We start from the raw sequence: 21,063 nt of genomic DNA, 5'->3' as shown, positions 1-21,063 counted from the left end.
CCATCTAAAAATAGGAAATGCCTTTTTCTGAATCCCGCAACTATTTACTTTCGTCCTTCCACCTTCTCTCCCCACCATCCCTGAAAGTGAATCCTTTTTTGTCAAGGCATTCTAAAAATGGAATCATATATTTTCGTGAAAGCCCTAGTATTTCTTTCGCCTCGCTAATTGAAAAAGTTTCATTCGTTTGATCAACTAACATTTTTAAAGCATGATCAAATACCTCTATATGCCAACAAACTGAACCCTCCAGTTGAACAATCAGTTTTTGCTCACGATAAAAATGAATGAAAGAGGATTGGAGCTCCTTTGGTATTCCTTCATTAACTAAATAAACCTCAATTGGTTCCACTTTCCTACCTGACTCTTTCAAACTTAGGAGACTATTTTCCGAACGCTTTTTCCACTGTGAAGGGACATGAGGAGTAAAATTATCTTTAGAAATAATTGGGCCATCCTGCTTCCAGTCCTTTCCTTGAGAAAGGACATATTCAACTAATTGCTTATCCCAAACTGGTTGGAGAGATTGAATAAGCTCTGCTTTATCTATCCCGTATTTCATTGACTCTTTATTGTGAAAGTCCTCAAGTTTATTTGAGATATATGTATATAACTGTTTTACTAATGACGAATGTGTAATCTGGCTGCCATTAATCGTAATCCAGTCATTTATACACAGAACAGCATCAAGCTCATCACCTGATAGTGATGTTTTCTGTAGGATTTCATCGCGACTTCCTACTTTCCAGTTCTGGATTACTCGTAAAAGTCTTTCTTCAGGAGCACCTTCACGTTTTGCTTTCAGCTTGGCAATAGTTTCTTCACCAAATTTATATCGGGCTCCATTTGGATCAATAATTTCTCCGCCCCCGATCGTTTCACTCGGAGTCGGTCTTCGCACAATAAATCGATCGTTTCGCTTCGTGACAATGGGTTCTTCCAAACGCAATTGGCAATAAATCTCTTCATCAGTTGTCATAACATCATTACGATCAAAGAAAACAATTTTTCCTATTACCTCTGCAGTACCAGTATGAACTTTCACAAGCATACGTTGTTTTACCTCATATTGTAGATCTTGAACAAGATTAAGGGTTACATCTACCGTTTTTGTCACGGTAAAATGTGGTGATTTCACTAAAACGTCCCCACGTCTTATTTGATTTTTAGCAAGTGTTGAAAGGTTGATGGCAGCACGCTGACCTCCATAGACCATTTTTGCTCCTTTTTGATGAACTTGAATTTGACGGGCTCGGGTTTCTAATCCTAATGGCAAAACATGGAGAGTTTCTCCTTCTTCTACCATCCCTTCGTAAACGGTTCCACGTACAACCGTTCCTTGTCCTTTTACGGTAAAAACTTGATCAATGGGCAGTCGAAAATCCCCTTGAATCCTCGTCGTTTCTTGTTTCCCGATGGTTTTTGTAATATATGTCTTTACTTCCTCTACCCCTTTCCCAGACAAACTATCGACTAAAACTATAGGGGCTCCTTCGAACACGGTTCCGACTAGCTCTTCTGTAATTTCTTCCCTTGCTATATCATAGAGATCCTTTTCTACTCGATCTATTTTGGTTAAGGCAACAATACCAGATTTAATTCCAAGAAAAGAAAGGATTTCTAAGTGCTCTTTCGTTTGCGGCATAACTCCCTCATCCGCTGCAACAACCAGAACAACGAGGTCTATTCCTGCCACTCCTGCAATCATCTGCCTGATAAAACGTTCATGACCAGGTACATCAACGACAGATACCTGTATTTGTTCATCCTCAAAAAGAGGAGCAAAGCCCGGCTCAATAGAAATATTCCGTTCTTTTTCTTCTTTTAATCGATCCGTATCTATGTTTGTTAACGCTTTTGTTAAAGTTGTTTTTCCATGATCAATATGACCGGCCATGCCAATCGTGTAGTATCGTTTATTCACTCTCCTCCCCCTATCTTCTTTTTTTAAATGATAAAACAGCAATCATAACGATAAATAAGATTAAAAATATAAATCCTTTCACTGTTTCACCGTTATAGAAGTTGGCCATCATCCATAAAAAAATGATGATGGTAATAAATAGGTCAAAAAGCCATAGTTTTTTACTGTTTTTCTTCTTCAAAAGTGGTATTCATCCTTTCTTGAATTGTTCCGTTTGGTCAGTATCTAGCCATTTGATATTCGCCAACATATTGCCCATGTTGTACGATCGTTCCGTGTGCCAGTCCTTCTTCAACAAATCCAAGGCGCTCATAAAGTAATTTTGCTTTTGAATTGTTCTCGATTACTGTTAGTTCAATCCTCTCAAGAAGCAGCCATTGATCAGCAAGGTCGATGACTTTTTCTATCAGGGCCGTTCCGACTCCCTTTCCATGATACTCTTCGTCCACCATGATAAAAAGGGTTCCACTATGTGAACGCCTGCCTCGTCCTTGATGTAAACCACAAAACCCAACAACCATCCCATTAACCTCAGCAACAAACTCATGGTTTTCAGCGGTTGCGTTTTTCAACCGCTCCTCCATCTTTTCCGTTCTCATGCTTGGAAGGGAAATGATATTTGGCAATACTTTTTCTTGTCTCATGATTTCACTTATTCTTTCCGCATCTTTTACCATTACTGTTCTAATACTTATCTCCATCGATGATTCCTCCCCTATTCTATCATTCAATCATTCGACATAAAATTTTTAATTCCTTTGTTGATTTACTTATAATAAAATCTATGCTACGATACTAACTACCGATCGTTAGTTTAAGGAGGGATGTAAATGGATACTCAAACCAAAATTCTCAACACTTCCATTTCATTATTTGCACAAAAAGGGTATGAAGGTGCTTCCTTAGCAGATATTGCAAAGCTTGTAGGAATAAAAAAACCGTCTCTTTATAATCACTTTTCAAGTAAGGATGATATCTTGCTAACTGCATTAGAAAAAGTATTTAAAGGCTATAATGAACAATTTTTTCAATTGATTACTGATAAAAATTCTTCAGTAAAAGCTACACTTTATCAGATCATTATAGAAAATGCCAAAATGTGCTGGGAGGATCAGGATCTTATCCTATTTTATAAACGGATGTTACTGTTTCCTCCTGAACTTTTAAAGGAGAGAATTAATGAAATGAATATTCGTTTTGAGCGTGAGTTTGATGAAATGATGGCTGGTTTGTTTAAAGAATCAATGAATAAAGGGGAAATACCAGCAGCCGATATTCAGCCTTACGTTAATAGTTTTAATTGTCTATTGGATGGTATTTTTACACGCAGTAACATTGTAGATTCGTTCGAGAAGTTTGAACAAATAGTAGAAGGATCATGGCAAGTTTATTGGAATGGAATTAGTAATGAGGTGAAATAAATGGCGTGGATGTTTTTAATTATTGGTGGTTTATTAGAAATTGCGTGGGCGTTAGGCTTAAAGTATTCGAATGGGTTCTCACTCCTTTTACCAAGCATGATCACGATTGTACTAATTGCTTCTAGCTTCTATTTTTTCGCAAAAGCAATAAAGCTCATTCCCATTGGGACGGCATATGCCATTTTTACGGGTATCGGAGCAGCAGGGACTGCCATTATTGGAATGGTATTTCTTGAAGAGCCTGTCTCGTTTCTGAAAATATTCTTTATTCTACTGCTATTATCTTGTGTGATAGGTTTAAAATTAACCAATCATGAAAAGACAGCTTCAACTAATGAACAAGAATCATTACAATCTTAAGATTAGAGGTGAACATCATGGCATGGATTTGTTTAATTATTGCTGGGTTCGCAGAGGTTGGCGGTGTCCTTTCCATGAAATTATCTGAAGGATTTAAAAAACTTATTCCAAGCTTATCGTGTATAGTTTTCGGTGCTATAAGCTTTTATTTACTTTCTCTATCAGTCAAAACCTTACCTGTTGGAACCGCCTATGCAATTTGGACTGGAATCGGTTCGGCTGGAAGTGTTCTTGTCGGAATGCTTTTTTTTAATGAATCGAAAGATCGGATTCGAATCTTATTGATTAGTGGGATCATCATTAGTATTGCAGGGTTGAAACTCGTTTCATAGAAAGAAATCAACCCCTACCTTAATATTTTTCTTAACAATCGATTTGAAGTGTGGTAAATTTAGTTAAATTTCAAAAAAATTCAGGTCAGGAGGGAAACGAAATGAATGAATTCTTTACGTTTTTATTACTCTCCCTTTTCGTCGTCATGAGCCCTGGAATTGATACCGCACTCATTACGAAGAGAACCATATCAACTGGTAGGACGACAGGATTTCAAATGGCTTTAGGAATTTCAACGGGATGTCTGATTCATACTTTTGCCGCTGCATTCGGTTTGTCTGCTATACTCATGCAGTCCGCTATTGCATTTGAAATCGTTAAATATGTAGGTGCCATTTATTTAATTTATCTAGGTCTTTCTTCCTTTTGGTCGAAAAAGAAAAGCGATATAGCGGATTCAAGCCAGATATCAAAGCGAAATTCAGCTTATAAACAAGGATTATTATCAAATGTGCTTAATCCAAAGGTAGCAATGTTCTTCTTAACCTTCCTTCCGCAATTTGTGAATGCTGGTTCAGGAACAATTTATCAGCTTATTATGATGGGAATTATCTACACAATTCTTTCCATTACTTGGTTTTTTATCTATGTATTTTTTATAAACTATATGCGTGACTGGCTGCTTTCCCCTAAAGTGCAAAAAGTTATGGACAAAGCAACTGGACTGGTCCTAATAGGATTTGGACTTAAATTAGCATTGGAGAAAAATCATTAACTATCTTATAAATGTCTGTCTGAAGACAATGGTCCTGAGCCACCACGTCTATAATCAATACTTATATGGACGTGGTGGTTCTCCTTATTACAATAGATTTTTTAATCGTCGTCATACACCTGGCCAATGATTATTTCTAACCCTTTCCATCTCCTCCAGCTGCTCTTCGTTATTTCGATGCACAGCTCTTCTTCCTAATGCACCAGCAAGTCCAAGAACAACCAAGACAGAGATCGTTATGATTATAGACCATAACATGTATATCCCCTCCATTATTATTTTACGAATCAAAACAAAAAAGGTTTCAATATATCTGAATTTTCTTTCCTTAGAAAATATATGCCCAAATCAAATGAGTTTCGCCACCATCCCTCCATAAAAAAACGAGCAAATCCATTTAATGAATTTACTCGTTTCATTTCCAAGGTTTTAAGCCTTTTCCGTTTCTTTAATCTTTTCCATTCGTTCTGCCACTTCTTCTTCCGTTAAATCATGCTCAATAATATATCGATTGCGCTCATGTGTACGACATTCATGTGAACAGCTTCTTAAATATTTATGTTCATTTTCTTCTGAACATAAAATCTTTTTATTACAGAATGGGTTCGCACAGTTGACGTAACGTTCACAAGGCTCACCTGAGAAATAATCTTTTCCAACGACAACATGCTCTTTTTGGTTAACTGGCACACCAATTCGCTCATCAAATACGTAGAGCTGACCATCCCACAGTTCACCTTGAACTTCTGGGTCTTTCCCATACGTAACAATCCCTCCATGTAATTGGCCAACATCCTCAAAACCTTCTTTTACAAGCCAGCCAGAGAATTTTTCACAACGAATGCCGCCAGTACAGTACGTAATAATTTTCTTACCTTCTAAAATTTCTTTATTTTCTCTTACCCATTGAGGGAGATCGCGGAAGTTTTCAATGTCCGGTTTAATGGCCCCTCTAAAATGACCTAAGTCATATTCATAATCATTACGAGCATCGAGAACAACGGTATCTTCATCCTGTAATCTTTTATAAAATTCTTTAGGATCCAAATATTCTCCCGTCGTTTTGTTAGGATTTACATCATCTTCTAAACGAAGAGTCACAAGCTCTGGACGATGACGGACTTTCATTTTTGGGAATGCATGCTCATTTGCTTCATCTATTTTATATACCATATCTTCAAAACGCGGATCTTTTTTCATAGTATCCATGTATTGACTTGTTTGTTCCACAGTTCCTGATACAGTCCCGTTGATTCCCTCAGATGCAATGAGAATTCTTCCTTTTAACCCTAAGGAATCACAAAATTCTTTATGTTGGGCTGTAAACTCTTCAGGGTTTTCTATGGTTACATATTTGTAGTATAAAAGCACTCTATACTGATTCATTTTTATTACCACCTATTGATTTATATTTGCAAGATATAAATGTATGGGCGTATTGTAATACACTTTTCTCTTACAAATGAACATTATAGCAAAAAATACATGAATGGTTAAGCCCTAGTTTTTCATAAGAAAAGCGGAAGCGCATTGAACAGGCCTGACAAGCATAAGACGAACCACCTAGGGAGGGTGATATTTCCCTTTCTAGGGGCTTGGCTTATGACCCAAAGGCCTATGCGCTTACGCTTGCCACTGACAAACTTTTTTATCCATAATCACTCCAAATTTAAATACATTCTTATCTAATAAAAAAAGGAACCAAAATGGCTCCCTACTTTCCTTCTTCAATAAGTGCTTCAATATCACTTGCGATTTGATCAAATGGTACTTCCTCTATACCAGTATAATTTTTTACGACAACACCTTCTTGATTAACAAGATAGAAGCTTGTACCATGTACAACTTGATCTGATTTAGGATCGTCGGCAACGATCGTTTTAAATGATTTTTCAGCGAACTCCGAAATTTCATCCATCGAATAGCCTGTAAGTAGATCCCATTTCTCAGTATTTGCTTCATATTTACTGATATATTCTTTTAACACTTCTGGCTTATCTACTTCGGGATCGACACTGAAGGAAACGATTTGGTAATCGGTTATCCCTTCTTCCTTTAGCTTTTTTTGAAGTTGTGTCATATTATACGTCATTGGGGGACAGACCGTTTCACAGTTCGTAAAAACAAAATCTGCAATCCACACTTTCCCTTTTAAATCATTCAAGCTGACCTTTTCATTATTTTGATTTACATATGAGAAATCTTGAACTTCCCAATCCGTATCTGCTTTGAAACCACCACCGCAGGCAGATAAGAGAAGGACTCCCACCAAAAGGATCATTAAGCTATATTTTTTCAAGGTAACCCCTCCAAGGATAAAGAACTATGTATTTCATTTTATATGTTAGACGAACCCCTCTCGAAAAACAATTCGTGTTAACAGGTTTCCATGAAGATTTCTTGAAGATTTTGTGAAGATAACTTCTTAAATGCTAGTTTTACCATTATTTGTTACAATAAAAGCATCATTGAAAAGGAGAATTATTTATGGATATTATTTGGGCTTACATCATGATATTTTTATTAGCAGCAACTCCCTTATTGGAAATTATCGGGATTGTTCCTCTTGGAATTGTATCAGGACTTTCACCTATCCCTGTAGCACTAGCAGCTTTTTTAGGGAATCTCATTACGGTATTATTTGTAATATTTCTGGTAGACAAAGTGAAGGGATATTTGCTCAAGCGTAAAAAGAAAAAACAAATGGCAGCAGAAGGAATCGTTTCCTCTTCAAATGAAGAAGTTATTGAAACTAAACGTTCAAAACGAGCCAATAAGCTGTGGAACCAATACGGGCTTCCAGGTCTAACAATTATCGGACCACTAATAGTCGGCTCCCATATTGCCGCATTCATGAGTATGAGCTTTGGAGCGAAACGTAAATGGGTTACAGGCTGGATGATAGCGAGTTTAACACTATGGACGGTCATCACAACTGTGGCCACATATTATGGACTAGGATTGTTTGTAAGCACAGATGAGTATAAGGGATTCCTTACCGACTTAATTGAAAAGGAATAATGATGAAAAAATCGATCACATTCACTGGAATTACTATCGTTATCTTAGGTGTATGTTTATACGTATCCATTCCTTCCTTACCGTTTAATAATAGTAACCAATTAAAATCATTTAGAAACAGAGGGCTCTTGCGGAGCATTAACAAATGTCAAGCAGAACCAAGACAATAATTGGTACCTAACGAAGTTATCTCAAAAAGAAGCAAATAAAGAAATCATTCAGAGTAAAAAAGAAATAGGATGAAAATTTGAAGAGCAACTAGGATCTGATCTTATATTTCCAAATGATCAAGGAGAGAAAATAATCATTAAATCCCAAATGTAGACAGGGAGATATGTTCTATATCGAGTTCTGATAAAAGAGGAATGAACTAACTTTCTATAATAATTGTTTAATAGGAAAAGCTGTCCTATAACCAAGGTGTCAGGAACCATATTACAAGGTAGTTCCTGCCCCTTTTAGGACAGCCTCTTTTAGCTTTTTTTACTATAAATCTTGGAATCAACTAACGTAGAGATTAAGACATACCTTTCTGGAGCGGGTCCAATAAATCGGAAGGGATAGCATGTACTGACAGTTAAGGTCGCTCTTGGTTTAGGAACAACAATTGTACGATCATCTGGATCAACAATCCTGATTTTTTGAACCTTATACGTGAATTCACCCGCTTCGGTTGTAACCACTAGCATATCCCCGATTTTAACTTCTCCAAGTTGTCGGAATACGGTATCCCGATGTCCTGATAAAACAGAATTATCATTTTCACCAGGAAGGACACTTCCATGATAGTGACCCACACCTTTTTCAAGTTCATCTTCATTGGCACCATGATAGATGGCCAATGACTGCTCTAGTTTCGGAATCGTTAACGTACCGATTTCTTCACCGATTTTTGGTTTGTGAGCATATAGGGATGTATCGTTTGGCTCACCACTCACTTCAGAAGCTATTTTTTCAGAAGTAACTGGTTTCATTGTATTCCCTTTAAATAAGATCAACCCATTGGTAAAGATTAAGCTTCCCCCTGCTATAAGAAAAAGGATAGCTAAACAAATGACTACCGCTTTATTCATTTGCTTGTCATCGCACGCCATTTTCTAAATAATAAAAGTCCCATTAAAAGAAGTGCAATCCCAACAATAAGTTTTTCAGTATAGAATCCTGCTGTCTTCGGAAGCTTTGCCCCTTTAACCGATGTCTTGAGTGGTTCAGTAACTGCTTTAACGGTTTCAGGAGAAGCAATCGATTCCGTTGTTTCTTCAAACCATTCTGAATCGAACATATCCGATGTAAAAATCATATCAGCTAAAAAGTTGCCATTAAGGTCATAAATTTCAATTAGAAGATCTTGTCCATTTGTAGATTCTAAAGAAATTAGTTCTTGGCTTGATAGAAGCCTGGTATTTCCATCAGCATCCAACAAATAAAACTTTGCCTGTAGTTTAAAGAGTGCAAGCAATTCATTCATAACATTGTACAATTCTTCAATTTGAGCAGTAGTTAAATCCTCCGCTGATTCAAAATCACCTAAAGCCATTAAACGTGCATCTAACGCTAATAATTTTTCTTCAAACTCTTTATCATCAATTTCAAGTGTCATTAAATGCTCAAATAAAGCCGTCATTTCTTCACTCGTTAAATCAAATTCATCTAAGCCAATTTCTTCTGCATCGAATTCAACCTCTTCATAAAAATATAGCGTCTCATCTAGTGCACTTGTAAAAAGGTAAGTAGAGATTATATCTTCTCCTTCAAGAATTTCGCCATATTCTATTAAATAATTCGTTGCTTCCTCTACTGAAACAAAGCCATGACTTTCTAATACCGGGAGAAGATTTTCCTCTGTTAATCTCTCACCAATATAGTCAGATAGCTCATTAATCGAAGCGAATGAAGCGAGTTCTTCATCGTAATAGAATGATAGATGCTCCACAAGTTCTTCTTCCGTTAGATTATTCTCCAATAGGAAGTCTTCCAACTCTTCTTCGATTATTGCGGCATGACTTACAAATGGTGTAAACGCAAAACCTACTAACGCTAATATAAGACCGATAAGCCACTTCTTCATTTTTCTCTTTTCCTTCTTTCTGCATTTTTATAAGATAACAAATTAAATATAATCGAATAAAAATTTTTTGGATAGAATTGATTTATCAAATTTTTTCAATTATAATTTTCCGTCAAAAAACCACTCTGATCTCCTCAGAGTGGTTGCCTGAACTTTACATAATATAATTATAGTTATTTAATAATTATTTCGATTCACCAAGGCACCCACTGCTCCAGCATAAGCCCCATGGGTCAAAAAGATAGGTTCATAGGGAATCATATCTTGGAATTGTGTAAGATCATCTTTCAATGGTTGGTTTCCATTTACCGTACTGCCAACAAAAACCCATTTTCGAATTCCATGAATCTTGGAGGTCCCATTCGCCATCAAAACCGTTGTTTCAGCAATCATATTTATAAGAGCCCTGACGGCATCTTCTACTGCATAACTGCCTCTTTTTCCTTTTGCAAAATTTGAAGCGGTTAAGTGACCAGGTATAGGAGTTGGCCCTGAAGTGTACAAATCTTTAACCATTAAATCTACAGATGTACGGTCACCTTTACTCGCAAGCTCTACAAGTCCATTAAATTCCTTTACTCCCGTCAGCATATTTCCGAGCCCCATAAAAGTTCCCCCGCCAATTCCACTTCCAAGCAGTCTATTAAAGCCTGAACCTGGTTCTACTATAAAATACGATGTTCCTGTCCCAATACTCACTAATAGAAACGATTCATCTAATTCTAATTCTTCATTGAGTAAAACCTGAGCCCCTTTACAGACAGCATCAAACTCTGGAACCTCTGTCATTGTTGATAGTTTATCCTTTAATTGACTAGCACTGCCTCCCGTTACAAAATAATGTGCTTCTGGTGCAATCAAATGAAGCCAATTCAGGATACTCCCTATTTCAGCTACCTCAAATGTTTTATAATGACGTCTCCCCTTCTCCTCATAAACTACTTTAACTAATGAACCCCCAGCATCTATTCCAATCCGTTTCATGACAATCCTTCTCTCTGTTTTTTCTTAGAGAACAATAACGCTAGAATAAATCCATTGCACGTAATAATCACAAGAAAGGCTATCAGGTTGTAAAAGATTCCGGTCATACCAACTTCAGGGTTACTCTCAGTAAAGTACCACCAAATAGAGGATACAAACAATATTAAAAAAGTTAAAACAGATCCTTCAATAAACGGTTTCCTATAGCTATTAAAATCAAGTAGTCTTTTCCAGCTCCATCCAAAGGAAACGCCTCCTGCAATAATGATGACCAAAATATAAAAGAATAATTTCATCTCTCACACCTGCCATTTGATTTTATCTTACACTTCTATGTTATTCGAAAATTATGTTAATTTAAAGATGAATGGTTAGAATTTGAAAATCAATTCAATCTATATCTTGTTATCCTTTTCCACATTTTATTTCCTTATACACGATAAAAAAGAGCCAACACATGATTGACTCTTTTCCTTTCATTAAGCTAAGAACTGAAATTCGGTTCGACTCCCAACCTGTGTAGAAATGACTTCTAAACGTGCATCAATTCGCTCCTTTAGCTCTGGAACATGCGAAATGATTCCAACTAAACGACCGCTGTTTTGAATGTCCATTAGAGCTTCAATTGCGTGATCAAGCGATTCTGGATCTAAGGTACCAAATCCTTCATCAATGAACATCGTCTCTAATGAAACACCACCAGCATATTGTTGTACAACGTCCGCTAGACCTAAGGCAAGAGCTAATGCAGCTTTGAAGCTTTCTCCTCCAGATAAAGTCTTCACATGTCGCTCTTGCCCTGTATATTGATCAAAAACCAATAATTCAAGTCCACTTTGAACATTTCCTTTGCTTCTGTTACGTTTCCTGATTAATTGAAACCTTCCAGAAGTCATTTTTGTTAACCGGTCATTAGCAACTCGTAATATTTCTTCTAAAAATGATGCCAAGACATAACGTTCAAAGGTGATTCGATGTGCATTTTGTCCACGGGCCATTTCTGCTAAATGTCCCACTAATTTATATCGTTCTTCAAGCTCTTTCATATCTTCATTTACCTGTCGTACCTGTTCACGAATTTGCTCATTATCTTTTATTTTGTTTCTTTGCTCATTTACTTGGTTGTTTATTGTTTGCAGTTCATTACTTACATTTCTAAATTCTGTTTTTAGATTCTCTAATTCCGGCATTTCTTTGTTTTCAAGACTTTTTTCTATATCCTTCAGTCGATCAGTAACAGATCGTAATTCCTCGCCAAACTGTTGGACTTCTTTTTCTAAGAAGATCATTTGGGCATCTGTTCTTTTTGCATCATGGAAGCTGCGATAATGATCAAATCCTTGTTCTTCTAAAAGATTTAAGAAGATCTGGCGCTCTTTTTTTAATGCTTCCTCGCAAGCATTCATTTGCCCTTCTTTATCTTTTACTTGAGCTACCTTCACAGAAACTTCATTATCTAGGCGATGAAACTGATTTTGGGCATCCTCAAATGCTTTCTGTAAAGCATCACGGTTACTCTGTGCTTGCAGTATAGCTCGGTCGAAGCTTTCTTTTGATCGAATTTCTGCAGGAATTGTCTCCTTAAGATTCTCAAGTTTTGCATTTTCATTTGAAAATTGGTCTTTTAAATCTTGAAATTGCTGCATTCCTTGCTGATATTTTTCTTCATACTCTGTAAGTTTTTCTTTTATTAGAAGAAGCTGATTACGTAATGATGAAAGTTTCGAACATTGTTCCTTTGCTTCATTAATAAATCGTTGTAATTCCTTTTTCATCTGTTCTGTATCACGAATGAAAAGATCAAGCTGCTCTAGAGTGAACCCAGTTATTTCTTCTGATACTTCTGATATCGACTGTTCAAGAGCCTCTTTCCGTGCTTTCAGTTTTGCATCTACCTCATAAAATTCTCTTTCAGCTTGACCCTCTTCTTTCTCAGCAATGGAAAGGGCCTCTTTTGCGCCTTTTAGGTCCCCTTCTAAGGGAAGATCGTCCTGGGATCGCTCAGGATTTGGATGATGAATCGAACCACATACCGGGCACGGGTGTTTATCTTTCAGCTTCATCGCGAGGATTCCTGCTTGTCCACGCTGCCATTTCTCCTCCAGATGTTGTAAGGTTAGTCGAGCATCTTCTACCCTTCTCACAGTGTGCTCGTGCTTCTCTTTTTTATCATTAGTCAGCTTCAAAAGCTTGCTTTCTTCGTTCTCAATGTTCTTTACATTTCTAAGTTGTTTTTCAATGGATTCTTTATGAGACAGCTCCTTTTCCTTTACAAAAAGCTGCTCTTTAACATTCTCAAGCTCCTCTTTTTGTTTTTCCTTCTCAATCAACTGCTGCTTTGAATTTGCTATTAAAGATTGTAATTTTTCTAGTGACGTGTTTTCATATGACAATTGATTTTTCAGTTTAAGTACTTCTTTTTCAAGCTGTGAAAAAGAATAAACGTTTTTTTGCATTGCATCTAGCTGATTCACCTTTTTCACTGCATTTATACGCTCAATCTCTTTATCCTTTTCAACATTCCACTGATTTTCAGCCTTTTCGAGCTTTTTCTTTCCTACTTCTAGGGACGTTCTCAATTGAAGCTCTTCCCTTTTAATAATGTCTAAATCACGCTTTAATTTATGACAATATTCATCTTGCTGAAGAAGGCGAGCCGCTTTATGGGCTTGTGAAATTTCTTTTTTCTTATCGTCTATGAGAGCTTTCCTTGTTTCTAAGTTTCTTTGTTCTGCTCGTAATTGGTTTCGAAGCTTAAACTGTTCGAGAAGTCCTTCTGCTTCAATAATCTTTTTTTGTAGAGAATCCCGCTCTTTTTGTTTATTTTCAAAATTTACTTTCATTCCTTCTAGCTCTTTGTTCATCTGATCTAAATGAGGAAGAAGGAGCTCTATTATTTTTTTATCATTCAAGGACGGGGCCAATAGCTCCTCTTTAAGTGGTTCATTTTCCTCATAGTGTAAATTTAATAATAGTCTTGTTCTAATTTCGATTGATTTCTCTACATTTTGTTTTAATTCATCACTTTCATCTTTAAGCTGATCTTGGATCACTTTGTAATATTCAGTGTGAAATAGCCGCTGGAGTATAAGTTCCTTATCTTTACTTTCAGATGTAAGAAGCTTACGAAACTCACCCTGTGGAATCATTAATATTTGCCGGAATTGATTGGCATCTAATTGTATGATCATTTTAATTTTTTCTTCGACTTCCCTCACATTTGACCCGATTATTTGTTTGTCGCCATCCTCGTTGAAAACATATAATTCTGCTCGGGCATTTACAGTCGTATATCCATCACCCCGGGCTTTTTTCTTTTCCTGTTGTGGAGATCGCCAAATATGATAGGTCTTACCTCGAAGGGAAAAATCCAGGCTTACTTCTGTCATCATGTCATCATTTGCAAATTGACTTCGAAGGTCGGTTCCATTTCTATCTTCACCAGAAGCTTTCCCGTAAATTGCATAGGAAATCCCATCAAAAATCGTGGTTTTTCCAGATCCGGTTTTTCCAGAAATGACAAACATTGTTCGGTTTTCAAGGGCTTCAAAATCTATCGTTTCCTCCCCTGCATAGGGGCCAAATGCTTGCATTGTTAGCTTTATTGGCTTCATTTACTTTCCACCACCTTTTTCGCTTTTTCCATGACACTTGCAATGATCTTCTTTTTCTCTTCTGAATATGGGAGAGTGGTCATGTCTTGATAAAATTCTTCAAATAGCTCAAGCTCTGATTTTTTTTCTTGTTGGCGCACTTCCATTTCGTCTTTTTGCCGAGAATCGATACGGTCAATCTTTCGTTCAAGATGAAGTACATTAGGATAAATTTGACGTAATTTATTGATTGGATCCATAAGGGCTCCCTCATCATATAAGGTGATTTTCAAATAATCATTTATTTGTTGATCAGTATAAAAACTAGGGTCTACTAAATCATCTATGTAACCCTCAATTTCCCTCATATCTTTAGAAGGTGTGAGGGAACGCTCCCCTATAGATACCTTTCCATTCTCATCAAGTTCTACGATGCACACACATTTCCGCTGCTTCGCTTCTGAAAAAGAATATTTTAGGAGTGAGCCCGAATATTTAATGGTATCGTGTTTAATGGCATCTGGACTATGTAAATGACCTAGGGCGGTATAGTGAAAACACTCAAAAACCTCCGCACCTACACATCCAGAACCACCAACTGACAAGGTTCGTTCAGAATCGGTCGTCTTCCCGCCTAAAACAAAGGCATGTCCCACAAACACATGTAACTCATTCGGATCCATCTCTTCCTGAATCCTCTCAACGACTGCTTTCATTGCGTCATGATGGGAAACAATACGTTCATCATTTAACAATTGACGGACAATCCCTGGTTCTGCATATGGCACTAAATGAAAATTAACTCCTTTTATTTTCACCGGCGTGAAGTCTTTTGTCAGCTTTCCTTTCAAATGAAATTGACTATGTTTGTACCATGATGACCCAAAAGAAAGTCGTTCAGCGCTATCATGATTTCCTGAAATCGCTATAATTGGAGTTTTTAATTCAACATTTATTTTGAATAGAATTTCATCCAGTAATTCAACTGCTTCTGTTGGAGGAACGGACCGATCATAAAGATCTCCTGCAATGACAATGGCATCTGGCTTTTCTTCTTTAACCAATTGAACAAATTGAAGCAAAACTTCGCGCTGTTCTGCCGTCATATAAATCCCATGTACTAATTTCCCTAAATGCCAATCGGCTGTATGTATAAATTTCATCTAATCACCTCTTCATCCATTTTCCTATCTATGATTATATCAAAACCTTGTTATTCTTTTACGAAACGTTTTGTTCAAATTGCCCCCTTTTTTTGTCAATCCTATCTATTTTTCCTAGTAAAAATAGGTTAAAATTTTCATAAGAAAAAAGATGGAGTGTAAAAAGATGTATTCATTTATTTATCGTTTAGCTAAGAGTGTTATGACTCTATTTGGAGGAAAACTCACTGTAATGAACAGAGAACGACTCCCTAAAGATGGTAGCTATGTAATTGTTTGTAATCATAGTACTTGGTTAGATGTCCTTTTCCTTGCTTTTAGCGTGTGGCCAAGAAATGTTCACTATATGGCAAAACAAGAATTGTTTCAATTGATGATTCTTAAGCATCTTCTTCCAAAAATACATGCATTTCCAGTGAATCGGGAAAACCCGGGTCCAAGTGTATTGAAAACACCACTAAAATTACTACGATCTGGTCATGTAGTCGGTATTTTCCCTACTGGTACAAGAACAGAAGAAGATCTAGCTTTAAAGCGCGGAGCAGTTACAATTGCTTATAAAGCTTCCGTACCATTGATCCCAGCAAAGTATGATGGACCGAAAACTTTCAAAGAATTGTTAAGTAGAAAACCCATAAAGGTCTATATAGGAAAAGAACTAGATTTCACGAATCTACCTCTATCAGGAAAAGAACTCATTGAAAACAAATCACTTGAACTCTCTCAAATATTTCAATCATTAGGATCAAAGGACAACAGAGAAAGAGTTTCTTGATTATATTTCAAGTATAACCACGCACCTATACAAAAAATTAAAGAGGTTATCCCAATCAATTAGGGATAACCTCTTTATTTCTTTAATCAGTTGGGAAAATTTAATCTAAAAATAAAAGGTTGATTGATTAAAGATCCCCTATTAAGAAGAACTCATCTCAATCAACTTTGTTTAGCCTTTCCAATAACTCATCAAGTTCCAGAAAATACTCATCTAGTTTTTCTTTCTTGAATTCGAAATAGGACAGGTTACGTATCAAATCCGTCCATTCCTTTCTACCAGAACGCCGCCGTTTCACTACGACATACCACCTTTAAGGTTTCATACTTTATTCTATGTTGGTGGCGTTTTTTTGGTAGTAAATAAATGAATTTTGATAAATCAAGTAACAAATTTCCCAATAATAAAAGGTAGGTCCAATAGGGCCTACCCATTTTAATTAGCCATTTAAGTCATTTTCAAGAGTGGATTTGGCAAGACCTACTTCTTCTTGAACAGCCCCTATTTGTTCAGCAGCTTCTGTAAACTTCCCATTCGCTGCATCAAGATTTACTTCCCCTTCTTTAGCCAGGGCATCAGCTTTCATTTGGTAAGATTCAGTAAGAGTTTTCACGAAAGTTTCTAGATCTTTCTTTACATCTCCAAGGTCGTCGCTAACTTCCATACCTTCTAATTCTTTTACTACATTACCTGCTGATTCAGCAGCTTCTTTTTTAAGTGTAGCAAGTTCTTCTTTAGTTGGTGGTTCATCAGAAGCAATTTCAGCTTCATACTCATTTAATTTACCGTCTAAACCGTTAAGCGTTGATGTCAGGTTCAGATAAAAATCCATCACTGCACCAGAAGTGTCTTTAGATTCAGTTGATTCTTCTTTAGTATCTTTCTCTTTGTCTGCCGGTTCTTCTGCATTGTTATCAGAGCATCCTGCTGCTACTAACAATAATGCTAAACCTAGCGCCCATAACTTTTTCATCTATGTAACCCCCTAATTAGATCTTATAGTTATAAAATGGTTGACTGTTTCGCTTTCCATCTATAACCAATTTGAATCATATCATGTTGAAGATTCGGACGTAAAGAAATATTTCCTGTTTTCTCCAAAGTTTAAATTTTACAAATATTTGAAAAATAAGGTAAATTGTCATTTTTATGCACCACGATGTAAATACTACAATTAGGACCATAAAATAATTTATTCGTCATTTTGACAATCAACAATCTTATATCCCGTATGTATCTGACTAACTTCCTAAAATAGAATAATGTCGGAATTCCTACATGCCCCTTAATGATAAAAACAATCAAAATAGCTACTCAAGTATTCGAGTAGCTTAAAAATAGCTATATTCATTTCATTATCATTAATAAAATTGGCGGGACTGCCTGGGAATCGAACCCAGCGGAGACGGCACGCGCCTCCCAAGAGGTTTTGAAGACCTAGGTATGCACCAGCAACACGATCAGCCCCATGGAATACTTTTTATTATGGTCAATGATGGAAAAGAATTCAAGGATTTTGTATAAAAAAATAGTACCCCTCCTTTTATTTGGAGAAGTACTTAATAAATTCACATGATTAACAGGATAACCACTTATCTTCTATTCCTCTTACCGTCTTCCAATGTCCTGGAATATCGATATCACTAATGATATAATCTATATCTTCCATACTAGCCAGTCGATAATTTGCTTTTGTGTCAATTTTGGAATGATCCGCCAAAATATACGATGTAGAAGCATTCTTAATATAAACCTGTGCAAGCAAGGATTTTTCTAAATCAAAACTCATAACCCCTTGTTTAGACACAATCCCATCCGCAGAGATAAATGCTTTATCTGGGAAGAATTCCTCTGCGATTTTTTCTGACAATGACCCTGATGAACGATAATGAAGTGAGCGGACCTTCCCGCCAATAAAGATCACTTCTCCATCAAACTGTTGTTTATTGGAGTAAGACATGAGCATAGAAGCTACCGGAAAAGAGTTGGTTACGACTGTAAGATTTCGCTTTTCACATAACCCCTTTACCATTTGTAACGTTGTACTCCCTTCGTCTATGACGATCACGTCTCGATCTTCGATACAGGCTATTGCCCGGTTTGCTATTTTTTTCTTTTCGTCAATTCGAATGATTTCTCTTTCATACATGGTGGGTTCACCGATCTCATCATTCACCTTTACAGCCCCACCATACACCTTTTTTAATTTTTTTTCACTCTCAAGCTCTTCTAGATAACGGCGGATCGTTTCTGTAGACACGTCAAATTTTTTCGCCAATTCGTTCACTCTAACTTGACCAAACTCATCTATTTCCGCCATGATAATCGTCTTTCTTTCTTCAGCTAAAAGCGACATATCCTATTCCCTTTCCGAACGATTTTTCTTAAATTTCATTTTGAATTGGAATTTACTTTTGCAGGAACATTTATAAATTCCATTTCTTTATGTACAAAGATACCACGTTTTTCTAATTCTTCAAAAAATAGAGATGGGCTTTTGAAAGCTTCCTCTGGTGTAATGATTCCCTTCTCATGTACCAATCCTTCAGCAATCATTCCCGTTGCTATCGCAAAAGGAATAGCTACATTTCTTGTATAGGCCCGTAAACCTTCCCAGCCTTCTACCGATCCATCTGAAGTTGGGTGTGTGTGTGTTAAGACATGCTTTACTTTATCGCGATCTTTCATGCCAATCACTTCTATATGCAAAGCGTAGCCATATAGTTTTGTTTCTGTTCCTTCTTTTGATTGAGATAAATATTCGGCAATACAATCCATAATTCCTACTTCTTGATCATTTATCTTAATCGATTCATTCCTTAAAATACCATATTCGTATAAAGCTCTGACTAATTTCATATTTTGTTCTGGCCAAGTGCCTCTGACTTCAATTAATTGAACATTCTTCGACTCTAACGCTTTTGCAAGTGTTTTCGTTTCGGCATGAGGGATAATATATTGTGTCCCTGTCCCGTATGGTTCTGGCAATTTTATTTCTTTTGGACGTGCAAATGGGGGTACTTGAATAAACTCGCCATTTTCATAAACGACTCTTCCTGGCAATTCTGGATCATACTCGTATGTTGTCGTTTCTGTTATAGATTTAGAGAATGCGATAGGTCGATAAGAGCCATGACTTACTCTTACACTTTCCACTGTATCTAATTGATTAGCGGCATGCATGGCCATTAACTGTGTTAAACCAGGTGTCATTCCAAATCCAGGTAAACAGGTTTTCTCTTTTTCTACAAATATTTCATGGTAAGGATCTTCTTCCCCGAATCCATTTAAATTAATCCCGTGACAACCAGCTTCTGCGATACACGCAGTAGTTTTTCCATTAAGGGCTATCGTTGTGCCATCCATAACGATATCGTAGCCCTTCATCTTTGCTACTGTATCATCATGGTTATGAACATTTACTTTTACAAAATCAACTCTTGGGTCATTCAACCATTCTACAACACGTTTTCCTTCTTCCTCGTTGTAATCAGCGATGGTAATTTTCTCAAACTTTGAGTATTGTACTAAATCTAAAACTGCTTCTCTTGCGATCTTTCCTGCTCCGCCTAGACAAAAGACTTTCATAAAGTAATCGTTCCTTTCTTTGTAGAAAATTCTTTAATACTATCAACCAATTTCTTTATATCGTCTGGATATACTTCTCCTATATTTCCAATTCTAAACGTCTGAACTTCTGACACTTTCCCAGGATAAATCACAAATCCTTTTTCCTTTAAATATTGATAAAAGCTCGGAAAGTTAAATTCTTTATCTGGATACAAAAACGATGTAATAATCGGTGATTGATGATGATGATCGATAAAAGCTTGGAATCCCATCTTTTTCATTTCGTCTACCAGCAGCGTCTGATTTTCTTTGTAACGATGATTCCTCTCCTGGATTCCACCTTCCTTTTCCAGTTCTAAAAGGGCTTGGTAGAAGGCACGGACAGTATGTGTAGGAGAGGTAAAACGCCACTTTCCATAGAACTCCTCCATCGTATTCCACTGATCGTATAGATCTAGTGATAGCGATCGCGCGTGACCCTTACAAGATTCTATTTCTTCTTTTTTTGCAATTACAAACCCAAAGCCTGGTACACCCTGTATACACTTATTAGCACTACTGATGAGAAAGTCGATATGCCATTCGTGTACGTCGATTTCTATACCGCCAAAGCTGCTCATTGCATCAACTATTGTTACTTTCCCATGGTTTTTGGCAATATGACAGATTTTCTCTACAGGATTAAGAATACCCGTTGTCGTCTCGCAGTGAACGACAGCTACATGTGTGATATCCGGGTTTTCTAAGAGTACATTTTCTACATCAATAGGAGTTATCAATTCATTTTCGTTTTTCTGAAGAGTAACCACCGGAATATTCAACATACTAGCAATCTTTACAATTCTAGTACCATATGCTCCATTTGTGGCAACGAGAAGTTTTCCTTTCTCTTTCGGTATTACACTTCCAATGACAGACTCCACTGTAAACGTTCCACTTCCTTGCATAAGGACAGCGGTGTAATCAATATGTTGATGTGTCGCCAAAACCACTAATTTCTTACGGATCGTTTGAACAAGCTGTAGATATTCATCATCCCATGTACACCAATCTTTCTGCATAACAGACCTTACTGTGTCAGATGTACTTAATGGGCCTGGAGTTAGTAATAAATATGGATTATTCATTTGGGCACA

Annotated in this window: 23 protein-coding genes and 1 tRNA gene; 6 read left to right on the top strand and 18 right to left on the bottom strand. The window is 36.8% G+C overall.

Annotated features, from left to right (window positions below):
* Window positions 1-40: 40 nt before the first annotated feature.
* Genes selB through JOC86_RS17475 form a run of 3 tightly spaced genes read right to left on the bottom strand, consistent with a single transcriptional unit; the run spans window position 41 to window position 2,625 of the window.
* Window positions 41-1,924 (bottom strand): selenocysteine-specific translation elongation factor, encoded by a 1,884-nt coding sequence (gene selB, locus JOC86_RS17485; protein WP_205174181.1) that lies wholly within the window; start codon window positions 1,922-1,924, stop codon window positions 41-43.
* Window positions 1,925-1,934: 10 nt separating this feature from the next.
* Window positions 1,935-2,105 carry a hypothetical protein gene (locus tag JOC86_RS17480; RefSeq protein WP_205174180.1) on the bottom strand — a complete coding sequence of 57 codons (171 nt, stop codon included), beginning with the start codon at window positions 2,103-2,105 and terminating at the stop codon, window positions 1,935-1,937.
* A 37-nt stretch (window positions 2,106-2,142) separates the two neighbouring features.
* Complete coding sequence (locus tag JOC86_RS17475) at window positions 2,143-2,625, bottom strand: GNAT family N-acetyltransferase (RefSeq protein WP_205174179.1); 483 nt, start codon at window positions 2,623-2,625, stop codon at window positions 2,143-2,145.
* Between the two features lie 129 nt (window positions 2,626-2,754).
* On the opposite strand from JOC86_RS17475, the gene JOC86_RS17470 reads away from it, so the two are divergent.
* The 4 genes from JOC86_RS17470 (at window position 2,755) to JOC86_RS17455 (ending at window position 4,753) form a co-directional block, all read left to right on the top strand.
* Window positions 2,755-3,345, top strand: coding sequence for a TetR/AcrR family transcriptional regulator (locus JOC86_RS17470; RefSeq protein ID WP_205174178.1), 591 nt, complete (start codon window positions 2,755-2,757; stop codon window positions 3,343-3,345).
* Window positions 3,346-3,705, top strand: a complete 360-nt coding sequence (locus JOC86_RS17465) for a DMT family transporter (RefSeq protein ID WP_205174177.1) — start codon at window positions 3,346-3,348, stop codon at window positions 3,703-3,705.
* Window positions 3,706-3,722: 17 nt separating this feature from the next.
* Window positions 3,723-4,037 carry a DMT family transporter gene (locus JOC86_RS17460; RefSeq protein ID WP_205174176.1) on the top strand — a complete coding sequence of 105 codons (315 nt, stop codon included), beginning with the start codon at window positions 3,723-3,725 and terminating at the stop codon, window positions 4,035-4,037.
* A 101-nt stretch (window positions 4,038-4,138) separates the two neighbouring features.
* Window positions 4,139-4,753, top strand: coding sequence for a LysE family translocator (locus tag JOC86_RS17455; RefSeq protein ID WP_205174175.1), 615 nt, complete (start codon window positions 4,139-4,141; stop codon window positions 4,751-4,753).
* 111 nt (window positions 4,754-4,864) lie between these two features.
* Here the strand turns inward: JOC86_RS17455 and JOC86_RS17450 are convergent, their stop codons facing one another.
* The 3 genes from JOC86_RS17450 to JOC86_RS17440 all read right to left on the bottom strand — a co-directional run bounded on the left by JOC86_RS17450 (window position 4,865) and on the right by JOC86_RS17440 (window position 7,052).
* Window positions 4,865-5,011: a hypothetical protein gene (locus tag JOC86_RS17450; RefSeq protein WP_205174174.1), complete on the bottom strand. Its 147-nt coding sequence runs from the start codon at window positions 5,009-5,011 to the stop codon at window positions 4,865-4,867.
* Between the two features lie 171 nt (window positions 5,012-5,182).
* Window positions 5,183-6,139, bottom strand: coding sequence for an oxygen-dependent tRNA uridine(34) hydroxylase TrhO (gene trhO, locus JOC86_RS17445; protein ID WP_205174173.1), 957 nt, complete (start codon window positions 6,137-6,139; stop codon window positions 5,183-5,185).
* Between the two features lie 328 nt (window positions 6,140-6,467).
* A complete protein-coding gene (locus JOC86_RS17440) occupies window positions 6,468-7,052 on the bottom strand; it encodes an SCO family protein (RefSeq protein ID WP_239587654.1) in 585 nt (194 codons plus the stop codon).
* 188 nt (window positions 7,053-7,240) lie between these two features.
* On the opposite strand from JOC86_RS17440, the gene JOC86_RS17435 reads away from it, so the two are divergent.
* The gene (locus JOC86_RS17435; RefSeq protein WP_205174172.1) at window positions 7,241-7,774 is read left to right on the top strand and encodes a small multi-drug export protein; all 534 of its coding nucleotides are present in this window, start codon (window positions 7,241-7,243) and stop codon (window positions 7,772-7,774) included.
* Window positions 7,775-8,247: 473 nt separating this feature from the next.
* Here JOC86_RS17435 and JOC86_RS17430 read toward each other — a convergent pair whose 3' ends face one another.
* The 6 genes from JOC86_RS17430 to JOC86_RS17405 all read right to left on the bottom strand — a co-directional run bounded on the left by JOC86_RS17430 (window position 8,248) and on the right by JOC86_RS17405 (window position 15,582).
* Window positions 8,248-8,847: a class D sortase gene (locus JOC86_RS17430; protein ID WP_205174274.1), complete on the bottom strand. Its 600-nt coding sequence runs from the start codon at window positions 8,845-8,847 to the stop codon at window positions 8,248-8,250.
* Window positions 8,844-9,842, bottom strand: coding sequence for a processed acidic surface protein (locus JOC86_RS17425; RefSeq protein WP_205174171.1), 999 nt, complete (start codon window positions 9,840-9,842; stop codon window positions 8,844-8,846). Before JOC86_RS17425 ends, JOC86_RS17430 begins: the two co-directional genes overlap by 4 nt.
* A gap of 177 nt (window positions 9,843-10,019) precedes the next feature.
* Window positions 10,020-10,826, bottom strand: a complete 807-nt coding sequence (locus JOC86_RS17420; protein WP_205174170.1) for an acetate and sugar kinases/Hsc70/actin family protein — start codon at window positions 10,824-10,826, stop codon at window positions 10,020-10,022.
* Window positions 10,823-11,122, bottom strand: coding sequence for a hypothetical protein (locus tag JOC86_RS17415; RefSeq protein WP_205174169.1), 300 nt, complete (start codon window positions 11,120-11,122; stop codon window positions 10,823-10,825). Before JOC86_RS17415 ends, JOC86_RS17420 begins: the two co-directional genes overlap by 4 nt.
* Before the next feature lie 183 nt (window positions 11,123-11,305).
* Entirely contained in the window at window positions 11,306-14,440 is a 3,135-nt protein-coding gene (locus JOC86_RS17410) for an AAA family ATPase (RefSeq protein ID WP_205174168.1), read from the bottom strand.
* The gene (locus tag JOC86_RS17405; RefSeq protein WP_205174167.1) at window positions 14,437-15,582 is read right to left on the bottom strand and encodes an exonuclease SbcCD subunit D; all 1,146 of its coding nucleotides are present in this window, start codon (window positions 15,580-15,582) and stop codon (window positions 14,437-14,439) included. Before JOC86_RS17405 ends, JOC86_RS17410 begins: the two co-directional genes overlap by 4 nt.
* Window positions 15,583-15,748: 166 nt before the next feature.
* Between JOC86_RS17405 and JOC86_RS17400 the strand changes: the two genes are divergently transcribed.
* Complete coding sequence (locus tag JOC86_RS17400; protein ID WP_205174166.1) at window positions 15,749-16,357, top strand: lysophospholipid acyltransferase family protein; 609 nt, start codon at window positions 15,749-15,751, stop codon at window positions 16,355-16,357.
* Between the two features lie 157 nt (window positions 16,358-16,514).
* Here the strand turns inward: JOC86_RS17400 and JOC86_RS17395 are convergent, their stop codons facing one another.
* The 6 genes from JOC86_RS17395 to phnW all read right to left on the bottom strand — a co-directional run bounded on the left by JOC86_RS17395 (window position 16,515) and on the right by phnW (window position 21,054).
* Entirely contained in the window at window positions 16,515-16,655 is a 141-nt protein-coding gene (locus JOC86_RS17395) for a hypothetical protein (protein ID WP_205174165.1), read from the bottom strand.
* A 141-nt stretch (window positions 16,656-16,796) separates the two neighbouring features.
* Complete coding sequence (locus JOC86_RS17390; RefSeq protein ID WP_205174164.1) at window positions 16,797-17,330, bottom strand: hypothetical protein; 534 nt, start codon at window positions 17,328-17,330, stop codon at window positions 16,797-16,799.
* Window positions 17,331-17,728: 398 nt separating this feature from the next.
* Window positions 17,729-17,825, bottom strand: a tRNA-Sec gene (locus JOC86_RS17385).
* A 108-nt stretch (window positions 17,826-17,933) separates the two neighbouring features.
* Window positions 17,934-18,713 carry a DeoR/GlpR family DNA-binding transcription regulator gene (locus JOC86_RS17380; RefSeq protein WP_205174163.1) on the bottom strand — a complete coding sequence of 260 codons (780 nt, stop codon included), beginning with the start codon at window positions 18,711-18,713 and terminating at the stop codon, window positions 17,934-17,936.
* A gap of 35 nt (window positions 18,714-18,748) precedes the next feature.
* A complete protein-coding gene (locus tag JOC86_RS17375) occupies window positions 18,749-19,945 on the bottom strand; it encodes a saccharopine dehydrogenase family protein (RefSeq protein WP_205174162.1) in 1,197 nt (398 codons plus the stop codon).
* Window positions 19,942-21,054: a 2-aminoethylphosphonate--pyruvate transaminase gene (phnW, locus tag JOC86_RS17370; protein WP_205174161.1), complete on the bottom strand. Its 1,113-nt coding sequence runs from the start codon at window positions 21,052-21,054 to the stop codon at window positions 19,942-19,944. Before phnW ends, JOC86_RS17375 begins: the two co-directional genes overlap by 4 nt.
* Window positions 21,055-21,063 lie beyond the last annotated feature (9 nt).

This window comes from Rossellomorea pakistanensis, assembly GCF_016908495.1.
Taxonomy (GTDB): domain Bacteria; phylum Bacillota; class Bacilli; order Bacillales; family Bacillaceae_B; genus Rossellomorea; species Rossellomorea pakistanensis.
The sequence above is the reverse complement of the archived record's forward strand: the minus strand, read 5'-3'. Positions and strand labels throughout refer to the sequence as shown.